Consider the following 13,681-nt stretch of genomic DNA (forward strand, 5'->3'; position numbering starts at 1 on the left):
TGATGGCTGCCCGCTTTGTCGCATTGACCTTGCCCTGGCACGGGGTTAAGGCCGAAGGATCCGCCGTCGCGGATGGAGACGAACGATGACGGGACGCATGACACGCTTTGCTGTCTGCCTGCGCATTCTCTGCGCAGTTGCCCTGCTGTTCGTCGGCTTCGCCCATCAGCCGGCGACGGCCGGAAAGCCCAGCGTCCTCGAACTTGCCGACTATGTCCTGCCCGATGGCAGCATGGCCGATCTGTGCATCGGCAACATCGTGGACGGCAAGGCGAAGCATGCCGGCCCCGTCAAATGCGAGGCCTGCCGCATCGGCGGCGCCATGCTGATGCCCGAGCCGTCCGATCTTGCCGGCGTGGCGCTGGCCTATCGCGTCACCGCCGCTCGTCCCCTCGTGGCCGAGGCGCTGCATTCCAGGCGTGATCGCCCCGGCGCGCCGCCCCGCGCACCACCTTTCCTGTCCGCCTGATGCTCCGCCCGCGTGCCGGCCTTCGCCGTCGCGCGTCGCAACCGGCCTGACAGGGCCATTCTACCCGCACGGTATCGACTGCCGGCCATGGCCGCCGTTGCGGGCCCCCATTCCGATCCTGAACTGACAAAGGACACGCTCATGAAACGCATCCTCGCAACCGTCGCCGCCCTCGCCCTTTCGGCAGGCGTCGCCTTCGCCCATGATTACAAGCTCGGCAACCTGGAAATCCATCACCCGGCATCCAAGGCCACGCTGCCCGGCCAGCCTGTCGGCGGCGGCTTCCTGACCGTCACCAACAATGGCAGCGAGGCCGACCGCCTCGTCTCCATCACCGCGCCCGAGGTGTCGGATGACGTGCAGCTGCATGAAATGGCCGTCGAGAACGACGTGATGAAGATGCGCCAGCTGACCGATGGCATCGAGATCCCCGCCGGCGCCACCGTCGCGCTGAAGTCCGGCGGCCTGCATGTGATGTTCATGAGCATCAAGCGCCCCTTCAAGGAGGGCGAGAGCTTCAAGGCGACGCTGAATTTCGAGAAGGCCGGCGCGGTCGACGTCGACTTCAAGGTGGAGGCCGCCAAGCCCGGTTCGGGTGCGGGCGAGGGGCATAATCACGGCGGCTGAGCCGCGCGATGAATGCGGACGAGGGGGCGGCCCGGACGCTACCCCCTCGTCCCATGCGTCTCTTTGTTCGGGCAGAAAAAGAGACGCAACCGAAACGGGCTCAGCCCGTCCTGTTCCGTTCGATCGTCAGGTGCGGATAGCTTTCTGACGCCGTCGCAAGGTCGTCCGTCGTGCGCTCGTTCCAGCGGAAGCCGGCGATGGCGGCGGTTCGGGTTTCCTCGAAGATGTTGCCGGAGATCAGCGCCGAGCCCGCGCCCTCCACCACGCTCACGGCGCAGCCGATCGGGCTGTTGCGCACGAGGTTTCCGTTGACGACGAGGCCGCGCATATAGGGCCCCCAGCCGAGCGCCAGCCCCCATTTCGGTGCGTTTTCCACGGTGTTTCCGGACAGGACCGTATCGGCCTCCACCGCGATGCCGAAGCCGAAGCCCGCGCCGTCGTGGATATAGGGCCCGTCGAGCTTCAGGTTGCGCACGACGTTTCCGGTGACGGTGGCAAGCCGCCCGCCCTCGTTGAAATTGACGATGAGGATGCCGTTGGCCGCGCCGTCGATCAGGTTGCCGTTGACGATGGCGCCGGTGAAGCCGAATTCCGAATAGATCGCCGTCTCGCCGCTGTCGAGGCAGGTATTGCCCGATATCTGCACGTTCGAGCCCGCATTGGCGCGGATTGCCGAGAAGGCGCAGCCGGAGACATAGTTGTTGGTGATCATCACGTCGTCGGCGCGGAAGATATTGATGCCGTTGCCATATTGCCCGGTGCCGCCGCGCGTGGCGGAAATGCGGGCGATGCGGTTGCCCGAGACGATGCTGCCGTCGCGGCCGGCCTGCCAGCGGTGGATGAGGATGCCGCCATTGCCGCAGTCGAAGACGTGGTTGCCGGTGACCGAAAGCGTCTGGCTTTCGACCGCATGGATCGCGTGGTCGGCCGCGCCGGAAATGCGGCTGCGTTCGATGCGCCCGCCCGAGCGCTCCATGTAGATCGCGCTCTTGGCCGAGCCCTGGATTTCGCAGTTCTCGATGGTGACGTCAGCGACGGCGGAGACGTTGAGCAGACCCTGCACGGTGTCGTCCAGCCAGCGGTTCGCCCCGTCGATGACGAGATTGGCAAGCTCGATGCGGGTGGCGCCATCGGCGGCGAAGAGGTGGCCGTCGCCGCCATAGACGATGCGGGTCGCGCCGGGTACGCCGGTCAGCCGCGTGTTGTCGGGCAGGGTCAGGTTGGAGATCACATAGTCGCCGGGCGGCAGGAACACCGGCATGTTCTTCGCCGCCGCATCCTTCAGCAGCTTGGCGAAGGCCTTGCTCTTGCGGTCGCCCGCGCCGGGGCGAATGCCATGTGCGGCCGCGTCGATGCTGCCCCTCAGGTCGACATCCAGGACCGGGACGCGCTGCGTCTGCGCGCGGGCGCCCGTCGCGGCGCCGGCCGCTCCCAGCGCAAGACCCGACAGAAATGACCTTCTGGTAACCATCACAGCTCCTTTGCCGACGTGCTGCAGGAAGCGTGCCAGATGGATTTGTGTCGAAACGGCACAGGCGGCTTTTCCGCCAGCGTGGGTTGTCATGCTTCCCGAAATGCGCCGGATGCGCGGTATTTCGCCGGTTTCGTTCAGGATTGGATAACGAGTCGAGGTGTACGATTTCCCGGTTGTGTGAGAGGAGGCGGCGACAATGCGCATCCTCGCGTTCGGGAATGCAAGGGTTCATGTCGACGCAACTGTCTCACCTTGGCAACGATGAAGCCGACGCGACGGCCCGGCTGATGTCGGCCAGCGAACGCCTGATGGCCGAGGCGGCCCGGTTGTTTCCGCTGGCTGCGGCGCAGAGCGAGCGCACCATCTGGCTCGAAGCCATGATCGACGAGGTGCCGGACTACCTCTATTTCAAGGACCTGTCCTGTCGCTTCGTCGTCGCCAACCGCGCGATCACCGCCGACAACGGGCGCGAGAGCCTGGTGGGCCTCTCCGATTTCGAACTCCACCCCGAGGCCACGGCCCGTCATTTCTTCAACACCGAGCAGGAGATCATCCGCACCGGCCGGCCCATGCTGGACATGGAGGATCAGATCCGCGATGCCGCCGGCAACCTGAAATGGATGCTCTCCTCCAAGCTGCCGGTGCGCAACGGCAACGGCGAGGTGATCGGCATCGTCGGCACGGCGCGCGACATTACCGAACGCAAGCTGGCGGAAAGCCTGCATCGCGGACAGGCGGACCTTCTCAAGATGATCGCGCTCGGCGAACCGCTGACCGATGTCTTCTCGGCCCTTATCCTCCTGATCGAGGCGCATGTGCCCGACGTGACCGGATCGATCCTGCGGCTGTCGCCGGATGGCCGGCATATCGTCAACGGGGCCGCGCCCAACCTCGATGCCGGCTATTGCAGGCTGATCGAAGGGCTGGAGATCGGCCCGACCGTGGGCTCGTGCGGAACCGCCATGTGGCGTGGCGAACCGGTCATCGTCGCCGATATCGAGACCGATCCCCTCTGGGCCGATTTCAGGCACCTCGCGCTGGGCATCGCTTCCCGCGCCTGCTGGTCCTGGCCCATCCGGTCCTATCAGGGCAGGGTGCTCGGCACCTTCGCGCTCTATAGCCGCGAAACCGGGGAGCCGTCGGCCGAATGCACGAAACTCGTCGGCATGGCGACCCACATCGCCGGCATCGCCATCGAGCGCAAGGAAGCCGAAGACAGCATCCAGTACATGGCGCATCACGACACGCTGACCGGCCTGCCGAACCGCAGCATGCTGGACGAGCGCGTGGCCTCCGCCATCGAGGCGGCCGACGATCGCGGCGGCTCCATGACGCTCGCCTTCATCGACCTCGACAACTTCAAGCTGGTCAATGACAGCCTCGGCCACCACGCGGGCGATGAACTCTTGAAGATCGTGGCGGCGCGCATGCAGGGCTGTATCCGCGCAAGCGACAGCATCGTGCGCCTGGGCGGCGACGAGTTCGTCATCCTCATCAGCGGGGCGATGCGCCGCGGCGAGGCGGTCGAGGACCGGCTGCGCTCCGTGCGCGAGGCCGTGGCCGAGCCCGTCGAGATCGACGGCCGGTCGTTCCAGGTGACGTGCAGCATGGGTGTCGCCGTCTACCCCGAACACGGCCGCAATGTCAGCGAGCTTCTGGCGCGCGCCGACATGGCCATGTACCGCGCCAAGGAGATCGGCCGCGACGCCGTTCAGGTCTTCACCTTCGAGCTCGCCGACCGCGCTCACGAGAAGCTGGAGCGGCAGGAGGAGCTGCGCCGCGCGCTCGCCCAGACCGAATTCTTCCTCCAGTACCAGCCGCAGATGGACCTCGTGACCGGCCGCATCTTCGCCGTCGAGGCGCTGATCCGCTGGCGCCATCCCGAACGCGGCATCGTCTCGCCGGGCGAGTTCATTCCGCTTGCCGAGGAAACCGGCCTCATCGGCCCGATCGGTGACTGGACGCTGCGCACCGCCTGCCGGCAGAACAAGGCCTGGCAGCTGTCCGGCCTGCCGCCCATCGTCGTCAGCGTCAACGTCTCCGCTCGCCAGTTCCAGGAACGTGACTGGGTCGAGCGCGTCGCGGCAGCCCTTGAGGAAAGCGGTCTGGAGGCACGCTACCTGGAGCTGGAGCTGACCGAGAGCCTCATCATGGAGGATGTGCAGCAGGCGGTGGAGACCATGCACCGGCTGGAGCAGCTCGGCGTTCACCTGGCCATCGACGATTTCGGCACGGGTTATTCCAGCCTCAGCTCGCTCAAGCGCTTTCCCGTGGGCCGTCTCAAGATCGACCGTTCCTTCGTGCAGGACCTGCCCGGCGACAGCGACGATGCCGCCATCGCCACGGCCGTCATCTCGCTCGGGCACTTGCTGCAGCTGCGCGTCATCGCCGAGGGCGTGGAAACGCGCGAGCAGCTGGATTTCCTGCGCGAGGCCGGCTGCGACGAGATCCAGGGTTACCACATCAGCCGTCCCATCGACGCGATGGCCCTCCAGGCCCTTCTCTGCCTGTCCGAGTGCTGATGCGGGCCGGCATCGCGGCGGTCGCCCCTTGACATTGCCGTGGCGGCGCCAACGTTACCTGGCATGAAGCCCGATCAGCTCCTCCGTCCGGCCCCCGCCGGCCTCTATTGTCCCGCAGGCGATTTCTATATCGATCCCGTCCGGCCGGTGACGCGCGCGCTGGTCACCCATGGCCATTCGGACCATGCCCGTGCCGGCCACGGCGCCGTGCTCGCCACGCAGGAAACGCTCGACATCATGGAAATCCGCTACGGCGCGGATTTCTGCGGCACGCGCCAGTCCGCCGCCTTCGGCGCGCGCATCGAGGTCAACGGCGTCACCGTCTCCTTCCATCCGGCCGGCCATGTGCTCGGCTCGGCCCAGATCGCCGTGGAGAAGGACGGCTTGCGCATCGTCGCATCGGGTGATTACAAGCGGGGGGTCGACCCCACCTGCGCGGCCTATGAGCCGGTGCCCTGCGACATCTTCATCACCGAGGCGACCTTCGGGCTGCCGGTCTTCCACCATCCCGATCCGAAGGCGGAGATGGGAAAGCTCATCACCTCGCTCCGGCAGTTTCCCGAGCGCAGCCATCTCGTCGGCGCCTATTCGCTCGGCAAGTCGCAGCGCGTCATCCGCCTGCTGCGCGACTGCGGCTACGATGCGCCAATCTATATCCACGGCTCGCTCGCCAGGCTCTGCGATTACTATGTCAGCCGCGGCATCGAGCTCGGCGACCTGCGCCCGGCGACCGTCGAGAAGGGCGACAAGACGGATTTCCGCGGCGCCGTCATCGTCGGGCCGCCCTCGGCCTTCGCCGACCGATGGGCGCGCCGCTTCAACGAACCGCTCATCGCCTTCGCCTCCGGCTGGATGATGGTGCGCCAGCGCGCCAAACAGGGCGGCGTCGAGCTGCCGCTCGTCATCTCCGACCATTGCGACTGGCCGGAACTGACCGAGACGATCCGCGAACTCGCCCCGCAGGAGGTATGGGTCACCCACGGCCGCGAGGAGGCGCTGGTGCGCTGGTGCGAACTCGCCGGCCTTCCGGCACGACCGCTGCATCTGGTGGGTTATGAGGACGAGGGGGATTGATGGTGGGCGGCCTGTCCCGAAGGCGCGGTGCGGCTTTTCCCTTCTCCCCCGTGGGGAGAAGGTGGCCCGAAGGGTCGGATGAAGGGGCCTGCGCGACCCTCACCGTCAGCGCACCCCCCTCATCCCGCTGCCGCGACCTTCTCCCCGCGGGGGAGAAGGGGCAAGAAGCGCAGCCTCGGGCAATAGACGTCGGTTCCGAAAAAAAGGCCTCGCGGGGCGGGTTCATCGCGGAGTTGTGCCCATGAAAGCCTTCTCCACCCTTCTCGACCGCCTCGTCCTCACCCCGTCGCGCAACGGCAAGCTGAAGCTGCTGGCCGATTACTTCCGCGATACGCCGGACCCTGATCGGGGCTATGGCCTTGCCGCCATCGCCGGCACGCTCGACCTGAAGAGCGTCAAGCCGGCGCTGCTGCGCGAGCTGGTGCTCGAGCGCATGGATGCGGTGCTGTTTCGCTATTCCTACGACTATGTCGGCGACCTTGCCGAGACCATCGCGCTGGTCTGGGACCAGGAGCGCAAGGAGCGCGTGCCCGATGAAGCCGAGCCGAGCCTGAGCGCCGTCGTCACCCGCATGAACGGGCTCGGCCGCACGGAGGTGCGCGGCGCGGTGCGCGATCTGCTCGACCGGCTCGATCCCTCCGGCCGCTTCGCCTTCCTGAAGCTCGCCACCGGCGCCCTGCGCATCGGCGTCTCGGCGCGTCTCGCCAAGCAGGCGCTCGCCGAATTCTCCGGCATGGACGTGACCGAGATCGAGACGCTGTGGCACGGACTGGAGCCGCCCTACGAGCCGCTGTTCGCCTGGCTGGAGGGCAGGGCGGAGCGCCCGGTTTTGGCCACGCCGGCGATCTTCCATTCCGTCATGCTGGCCAATCCAGTGGGGGACGGCGATCTCGTCAATCTCGACCCCGCCGATTTCGCCGCGGAATGGAAATGGGACGGCATTCGCGTGCAGATGTCGTCTTCAGGCGCGACGCGGCGGCTCTATTCCCGCTCCGGCGACGATATCTCCGCCGCCTTCCCGGATGTGCTCGATGCCATGAATTTCGAAGGCGTAGTGGACGGCGAACTGCTTGTCGGCGGCACGGCGCGCACGAACAGCCCCACGCGCACCTTCTCCGATCTCCAGCAGCGGCTGAACCGCAAGACGGTCAACACGAAGATGCTGGAGGACTATCCCGCCTTCGTGCGCGCCTATGACGTTCTGTTCGAAGGCGAGGTGGATGTGCGCCCGGACGCCTTCACCGAACGCCGGAAGCGGCTCGCCGGCCTCATCGACAAGACCCCGCACGACCGCTTCGACCTCTCGCCGCTCGTGCCCTTCGCGACATGGGAGGAACTGGAGGCCATCCGCCGCGATCCGCCCGATCCGGTCATCGAGGGCGTGATGATCAAGCGCCTCGACAGTCCCTACCAGGCCGGCCGCATGAAGGGCCCGTGGTTCAAGTGGAAGCGCGATCCGTTCAACATCGACGCCGTCATGATGTATGCCCAGCGCGGCCACGGCAAACGCTCGAGCTACTATTCGGATTTCACCTTCGGCGTCTGGACGGAAGGTCCCGACGGCGATGTGCTGGTGCCGGTCGGAAAAGCCTATTTCGGCTTCACCGATGCCGAACTCGAAGTGCTCGACCGCTTCGTGCGCAACAACACGACCGAGCGCTTCGGCCCCGTGCGCGCCGTGCGCGCCGAACCTGCCCACGGCTTCGTGCTGGAAGTGGCCTTCGAAGGCATCAACCGCTCGAACCGCCACAAATCCGGCGTCGCCATGCGCTTCCCTCGTATCGCACGGCTAAGGCAGGACAAGCTGCCGGCCGATGCGGACCGGCTGGAGACTCTGATGGCAATGATCGACGCCCGCGAAGGCGTCGTCAAAGGGCCGTGAGCGATGGACGCAGAACTCCGGCAGGTCGAGCATGATGCTGACTGGGTCGCCTACCATTTCATCCGCCGCCACGTGCTCTATGAGCTGCGCGGTCGCGCCGACTATGACGAGCACCATCCGGACGACCATGCCGAAGGGCACATTCCGCTGTTGTTTCTGCGGACTAGCGAGCCCTTGGGAACCGCTCGCCTGGACCAGGCACGCGAGGTCGGTACGCTGAGGATGGTGGCCGTCCTGCCCGCCTATCAGGGGCGCGGAATCGGAACCGCGATGTTGCAGGCGATCGAGCGGTTTGCCGCAGGCAGGGGCGTCCGACAGATCAACGTCCATTCCGCGCAGGACGCAACCGTCTTCTATGAGAGGCTTGGCTGGACCATCATCGACGCCAGCAAGCGCAATCCCTTGATGGCGAAGACGATTGGTTGAGCGACTAAAGCCCCAGCGCTGAAAGGTCCGGCCCGATCGGAACGATGCGGTTCGGATTCAATGACTTGATCGAATAATAGCCGTTCTTGATATGGTCGATTCTGACCGTCTCGCGCACGCCCGGCAGGTCGAGCACGCGCTTCGTGTAGGCTGAGAGCGCCGCATAGTCGGCCAGGCGCTGGCGGTTGCATTTGAACAGGCCGAAATAGGCCGCGTCGAAGCGGATGAGTGTCACGAAGAGGCGGATATCGGCTTCCGTGAAGGTCTCGCCGGTTAGGAAGGCGCGGCCGTCGGCAAGGCGGGTTTCGAGCTCGTCCAGCATGGCGAAGACGCCCTGATAGGCTTCCTCATAGGCGACCTGGGTCGTGGCGAACCCGGCGCGGTAGACGCCGTTGTTGAGCGCGGGATAGATGCGCTCGTTGAGGGCATCGATGTCGGCGCGAAGCGGCTCGGGATAGAGGTCGACGCTTTCATCGGCAAGGCGGCCGAAGCCGCTGTTGAGCATGCGTACGATGTCGGCGGACTCGTTGTTGACGATGGTCTTCCTGTCCTTGTCCCACAGCACGGGTACGGTCGCGCGGCCGGTGAAGGTAGGCGCGGCGCGGGTATAGAGCTCATGCATATAGGTCGCGCCGTTCAGGTCGTCGCGGTTGGAGCCCGGATAGTCGCCGAATTGCCAGCCCTGGTCGGAGAGCGCCGGCTGCACGACGGAGACGGAGATCACGTCGTCGAGCTTCTTCAGCTTGCGCGCGATCAGCGTGCGCGAGGCCCAGGGGCAGATATAGGCGACGTAGAGCTGGTAGCGGCCCTTTTCGGCGGGAAAGCCGCCTTCGCCCGTCGGCCCGGCGCTGCCATCGGGCGTCACCCAGTTGCGGAAGCTCGAAACCTGCCGCACGAAACCGCCCTTGGCGTCCGTCGCCTGAACCGGCTGCCAGTCTTCCGTCCACTTGCCATTGACGAGCATCGTGTCACCTCATGTCCTTGCCTCTGCTCCAGCCGTATCCCGCGCGCGTGCAAACGGCAATTCGCGTGTAGATTGACACAGCGTTCACAGGGCGGGGCGCCGTGCTGTGGAGATTGTCGCCCCAACCTCTGCTTCCCGTTCGACGATTGCGTTTCGCGAAGACGGTGCAACGCTTCCCCTTCTCCCCGTGGGGGAGAAGGGGGATAGTGGCGAGGTATCGGGCATGCCGTCCGTCTGCGCTGAGATTGTCGTCGGCGGAGGGTGCTATCCTTCCGCCATCAGCCGGTCGATCAGCGCCGAGGCTGCATCGGCGATCACCGTTCCCGGCGGGAAGATGGCGTCGGCGCCGGCCTGTTCCAGCGCGGCGAAATCCTGCGGCGGGATGACGCCGCCCACTGCGATCAGCATGTCGCGCGCGCCGCGCTTGACCAGGGCGGCCTTCAGTTCCGGCACCAGCGTCAGGTGCCCGGCGGCAAGCGACGAGGCGCCCACGATATGCGCGCCCTCGCGGATGGCGAGCTCCGCCACTTCCTCCGGCGTCTGGAACATGGCGCCGACGATGACATTGAAGCCGAGATCGGCAAAGGCCGTGGCGATCACCTTCTGGCCGCGGTCGTGCCCGTCCTGCCCCATCTTGGCGACAAGGATGGCGGGCTTCTCGCGCCTTGCCTTTTCGAAGGCTGCGACCTTGCCGATTGCCGTGTTGAAGGCCCGGTCGTCCGCGCCCATCTCCTTGCGGTAGACGCCCGAAATGGTGCGGATTTCCGCGACATGGCGGCCGAAGGCCTTTTCCAGCGCAAGCGCGATCTCGCCCACGGTGGCGCGGGCGCGGGCGGCCTTCACGGCGAATTCCAGGAGATTGCCGTCGCCGCTCTTCGCAACGTCCGTCAGGGCATCGAGTGCGCTTTCGGCGGCCGCCGTGTCGCGCGTGCCCTTGAGCTGCTGGAGCTTGGCGAGCTGGCGGGCCCGCACCTCCGAATTGTCGACCTTGAGCACATCCACCTCGATATCGCGCTCCGGCCGCGAGAAGTTCACGCCGACGACGGTCTGCTGGCCACTATCGATGCGCGCCTGTGTGCGCGCCGCCGCCTCTTCGATCCTGAGCTTGGGAATGCCCTTCTCGATGGCCTTTGCCATGCCGCCGAGCGCCTCGACCTCCTCGATATGGGAGAGCGCGCGCGCGGCAAGATCGTGCGTGAGACGCTCGACATAGGCCGAGCCGCCCCAGGGATCGATGATCCGCGTCGTGCCGCTCTCCTTCTGAAGCAGGATCTGCGTGTTGCGGGCGATACGGGCGGAATGGTCGGTGGGCAGCGCCAGCGCCTCGTCGAAGGAGTTGGTGTGCAGCGATTGCGTATGCCCCTGCGTGGCCGCCATCGCCTCGACCATGGTGCGCATGACATTGTTCATCGGGTCCTGCGCGGTGAGCGACCAGCCGGACGTCTGGCAATGGGTGCGAAGCGCCAGCGACCTTGCATCCCTCGGCGCGAAATTCGTCTTCATCAGCGCGGCCCAGATGAGGCGCGCGGCGCGCATCTTGGCGACCTCCATGAAGAAGTTCATGCCGATCGCCCAGAAGAAGGAAAGCCGCGGCGCGAAGGTGTCGATGTCGAGCCCTGCGGCCACGCCCGCGCGGGCATATTCGATGCCGTCGGCGATGGTATAGGCCAGCTCCAGGTCCGCCGTCGCGCCCGCTTCCTGCATGTGGTAGCCGGAAATCGAGATCGAGTTGAACTTCGGCATGCGCCGGCTGGTATAGCTGAAGATGTCGGAGATGATCCGCATCGAGGGCTGCGGCGGATAGATATAGGTGTTGCGGACCATGAACTCCTTGAGGATGTCGTTCTGGATGGTCCCGGACAGCTTGTCCTCCGACACGCCCTGTTCCTCGGCCGCGACGATGAACAAGGCCATGATCGGCAGCACCGCGCCGTTCATGGTCATCGACACGCTCATCTGATCGAGCGGAATACCATCGAAGAGCTGGCGCATGTCGAGAAGGGAATCGATCGCCACGCCCGCCATGCCGACATCGCCGGCCACGCGCGGATGGTCGCTGTCATAGCCGCGATGGGTCGCAAGATCGAAGGCGACGGAAAGCCCTTTCTGCCCGGCCGCGAGGTTACGGCGGTAGAAGGCGTTGGATTCCTCCGCCGTGGAAAAACCGGCATATTGCCGGATCGTCCAGGGTTGCTGGACATACATGGTGGGGTAGGGGCCGCGCAGATAGGGGGCGGCACCCGGCCAGGTATCGAGATAGGAAAGGCCGGCCAGATCCGCCTCGCCATACGCGCCGGCCACCGCAATGCCCTCCGGCGTCTGCCATGCGGCCTCGCCGGCGGGGGCGGTGGGGGCGGCGGGTTTCGACCAGGCGATGGATGAGAAGTCGGGAATCCGGCTCATGCGGCGGCTCCGCGTCTGCCGTGGCATGAGGCCCCCCTGAGTATCTCGCCATCAGCGAGTTGGCGTAACGTTGCCGCTTCCCCCTTCTCCCCCACGGGGAGAAGGTGCCGGCAGGCGGATGAGCGGGCGGCGCCGGCGCCACCCGTCGTGAACACCCCCTCATCCGACCCTTCGGGCCACCTTCTCCCCGTGGGGGAGAAGGAAGAGGGAGATACGTTGCCATTTCCATAGGCGCTAGCTGTCGAAGTGGCTGATGCCCGGCAGGGCAGAGCGGGGTATATCATCCGCATCACGCCGCCTCCACGCAGTCCGCCAGCAACACGGGCCGAAGCCCCGGCGTGGCGACGTCCGACAGGGGCCCGAGCACCGTTACCGGACGCTCCGCCTTCAGCGCAAACAGCGTGGTCCCCACAATGGGCCGCACGCGTCGCGCCGCACGCGCTGCCTCCACCATCGCCTTGATCCTGCCCGAGGCGATCGCAGCCGAAAGCCCGCCGGCCTTCTCGATATCCGCGAACACCTCCCACGCCTTTTCCGCCAGCGCATCCGTCAGCGCCTCGATGCCGCCAGCGCCCGCGGCGGGGTCGGCGACATGGGCGAGGTGGCTTTCGGTGATGAGCACGACCTGCGTGTTGCGCGCGATGCGGCGCGCGAAGGGATCGGGCACGCCGAGCGCCAGCGTGTGCGGCAGCACGGTGATCTCGTCGGCGCCGCCGGTGCCGGCGGAAAACACCGCGATGGTGTTGCGCAGGATGTTGGTCTCGGGGTCGAGCCGCGTCAGCATGCGCCAGCTCGTCTCGGCATGGATATGCGCCGGCTTCGTTTCCGAAATGCCGCAGGCCGCCTGCATGCGCGCGTGGAGGAGCCGCGCGGCACGGAATTTCGCGGTCGTGAGGAACTGGTCCTGGTCGGCCGCAAGGCAGAGCGCGGTGGCGGCAAACGTCGTTTCCGGCGCAAGGCCGGCGGCATTGAGCCGGCGCAGGTTTTCCGCCAGCGCGGCCGCGACGATGGCGAGTTCCAGCACCTCACCCGCGCCGGCGTTGTGCGCAAGGCGGCCGTCGGCATTCAGCACCGTTCCGAAAAAACCGAAGCTGATCAAGTCCTTGGCGCGGGCGGCGGATTCTCCTGCTTCACTGGAGGTGCCGGAAAGGGCCGCGCTGTAGGGATCGAGCCCGAAATGCACGGGCGCGCTGCGGGCATCCGCCTTGTCCAGCGCGCGGGCGAGCGTCGCGGACAGCGCTTTGTCTTGAAAGTTGGCTTCGAGGCGCAGCGAAAACGGCGTGGCGGCGCGGGCGGCCGCCGTTTTGGCGAAGGCGGTTTCGCCGCTCGCCGTCATGCCCGCGCCATGGGTGCTTGCACTGCCCTTGAAGACGAGGGCGATGCCCGTTGCGCCATTCTCCAGGTCGTCGGCCATCTGCGCGCGGGCGCGGGCCTGATCGGCATCGTCGCGGCGCTGGTTGACGGTCCAGGCGTCGCCGGCATGCGGCGTGGCGGCATGGCTGTGGGCGATCGGCAGCGCGCCCTCGCGGCGCGGATAGATCGGCTGGATGGCGATGCCGTCGTCACTGTGCGACAGCAGCGTCGCGTCGAAATCCGCGCCCTTCAGCGCCTTTTCCGCCAGTGCCCTCCAGCCCGCCGCGTCGACGGGCGCAAAGCCCGCCGTCCTCAAGATGCTCGCATCCATGCCGTCGCCATCTCCCGTGTTGCGGCATTTCTATTCGTCCGGGATACAGCGTAAAGGGCCACTTTGGTAGAGTGACGCATCGGTGACACCCGGCCGCAATTGTGGCGCGCAAGCCTGACACCAGCCGCATTTGCCACATTTATGGCAGGGTTGTGG

The 13,681-nt window shown here is 66.3% G+C and carries 10 protein-coding genes; 6 read left to right on the plus strand and 4 right to left on the minus strand.

Annotation, left to right across the window (positions count from 1 at the left end; all coding sequences use genetic code 11):
* Nucleotides 1-85 precede the first annotated feature (85 nt).
* Both K6301_RS03345 and K6301_RS03350 read left to right on the plus strand, forming a co-directional pair.
* On the plus strand, nucleotides 86-469 hold the full coding sequence (locus K6301_RS03345) for a hypothetical protein (RefSeq protein WP_247219301.1): 384 nt from the start codon (nucleotides 86-88) through the stop codon (nucleotides 467-469).
* A 141-nt stretch (nucleotides 470-610) separates the two neighbouring features.
* On the plus strand, nucleotides 611-1,096 hold the full coding sequence (locus K6301_RS03350) for a copper chaperone PCu(A)C (RefSeq protein WP_247219302.1): 486 nt from the start codon (nucleotides 611-613) through the stop codon (nucleotides 1,094-1,096).
* Nucleotides 1,097-1,196: 100 nt separating this feature from the next.
* On the opposite strand, the gene K6301_RS03355 is transcribed toward K6301_RS03350, so the two are convergent.
* Nucleotides 1,197-2,567 carry a TIGR03808 family TAT-translocated repetitive protein gene (locus K6301_RS03355; protein WP_247219304.1) on the minus strand — a complete coding sequence of 457 codons (1,371 nt, stop codon included), beginning with the start codon at nucleotides 2,565-2,567 and terminating at the stop codon, nucleotides 1,197-1,199.
* Nucleotides 2,568-2,800: 233 nt separating this feature from the next.
* Here K6301_RS03355 and K6301_RS03360 point away from each other — a divergent pair, with 233 nt between their 5' ends.
* The 4 genes from K6301_RS03360 to K6301_RS03375 all read left to right on the plus strand — a co-directional run bounded on the left by K6301_RS03360 (nucleotide 2,801) and on the right by K6301_RS03375 (nucleotide 8,474).
* The gene (locus K6301_RS03360; RefSeq protein WP_247219306.1) at nucleotides 2,801-5,092 is read left to right on the plus strand and encodes a putative bifunctional diguanylate cyclase/phosphodiesterase; all 2,292 of its coding nucleotides are present in this window, start codon (nucleotides 2,801-2,803) and stop codon (nucleotides 5,090-5,092) included.
* 63 nt (nucleotides 5,093-5,155) lie between these two features.
* The gene (locus tag K6301_RS03365) at nucleotides 5,156-6,166 is read left to right on the plus strand and encodes a ligase-associated DNA damage response exonuclease (protein ID WP_247219308.1); all 1,011 of its coding nucleotides are present in this window, start codon (nucleotides 5,156-5,158) and stop codon (nucleotides 6,164-6,166) included.
* Between the two features lie 241 nt (nucleotides 6,167-6,407).
* Nucleotides 6,408-8,048 (plus strand): cisplatin damage response ATP-dependent DNA ligase, encoded by a 1,641-nt coding sequence (locus K6301_RS03370; protein WP_247219310.1) that lies wholly within the window; start codon nucleotides 6,408-6,410, stop codon nucleotides 8,046-8,048.
* 3 nt (nucleotides 8,049-8,051) lie between these two features.
* Nucleotides 8,052-8,474, plus strand: coding sequence for a GNAT family N-acetyltransferase (locus tag K6301_RS03375; RefSeq protein WP_247219312.1), 423 nt, complete (start codon nucleotides 8,052-8,054; stop codon nucleotides 8,472-8,474).
* Nucleotides 8,475-8,478: 4 nt separating this feature from the next.
* Here the strand turns inward: K6301_RS03375 and K6301_RS03380 are convergent, their stop codons facing one another.
* From K6301_RS03380 to K6301_RS03390, 3 genes are all read right to left on the minus strand, one after another.
* On the minus strand, nucleotides 8,479-9,438 hold the full coding sequence (locus K6301_RS03380) for a glutathione S-transferase family protein (protein WP_247219314.1): 960 nt from the start codon (nucleotides 9,436-9,438) through the stop codon (nucleotides 8,479-8,481).
* A 264-nt stretch (nucleotides 9,439-9,702) separates the two neighbouring features.
* A complete protein-coding gene (gene scpA / locus K6301_RS03385; RefSeq protein ID WP_247219316.1) occupies nucleotides 9,703-11,841 on the minus strand; it encodes a methylmalonyl-CoA mutase in 2,139 nt (712 codons plus the stop codon).
* A gap of 289 nt (nucleotides 11,842-12,130) precedes the next feature.
* Nucleotides 12,131-13,525: a methylmalonyl-CoA mutase family protein gene (locus K6301_RS03390; RefSeq protein WP_247219318.1), complete on the minus strand. Its 1,395-nt coding sequence runs from the start codon at nucleotides 13,523-13,525 to the stop codon at nucleotides 12,131-12,133.
* Between the last annotated feature and the right edge of the window lie 156 nt (nucleotides 13,526-13,681).

Source organism: Shinella oryzae (assembly GCF_023038235.1).
Classification (GTDB): domain Bacteria; phylum Pseudomonadota; class Alphaproteobacteria; order Rhizobiales; family Rhizobiaceae; genus Shinella; species Shinella sumterensis.

Bases quoted from the DNA above. Each gene is read 5' to 3' on its own strand.
- K6301_RS03350 (WP_247219302.1), top strand. From the start codon at position 611: ATGAAACGCATCCTCGCAACCGTCGCCGCCCTCGCCCTTTCGGCAGGC.
- K6301_RS03380 (WP_247219314.1), bottom strand. From the start codon at position 9,438: ATGCTCGTCAATGGCAAGTGGACGGAAGACTGGCAGCCGGTTCAGGCG.
- K6301_RS03390 (WP_247219318.1), bottom strand. From the start codon at position 13,525: ATGGATGCGAGCATCTTGAGGACGGCGGGCTTTGCGCCCGTCGACGCG.
- scpA (WP_247219316.1), bottom strand. From the start codon at position 11,841: ATGAGCCGGATTCCCGACTTCTCATCCATCGCCTGGTCGAAACCCGCC.
- K6301_RS03355 (WP_247219304.1), bottom strand. From the start codon at position 2,567: ATGGTTACCAGAAGGTCATTTCTGTCGGGTCTTGCGCTGGGAGCGGCC.
- K6301_RS03370 (WP_247219310.1), top strand. From the start codon at position 6,408: ATGAAAGCCTTCTCCACCCTTCTCGACCGCCTCGTCCTCACCCCGTCG.
- K6301_RS03345 (WP_247219301.1), top strand. From the start codon at position 86: ATGACGGGACGCATGACACGCTTTGCTGTCTGCCTGCGCATTCTCTGC.
- K6301_RS03365 (WP_247219308.1), top strand. From the start codon at position 5,156: ATGAAGCCCGATCAGCTCCTCCGTCCGGCCCCCGCCGGCCTCTATTGT.
- K6301_RS03360 (WP_247219306.1), top strand. From the start codon at position 2,801: ATGTCGACGCAACTGTCTCACCTTGGCAACGATGAAGCCGACGCGACG.
- K6301_RS03375 (WP_247219312.1), top strand. From the start codon at position 8,052: ATGGACGCAGAACTCCGGCAGGTCGAGCATGATGCTGACTGGGTCGCC.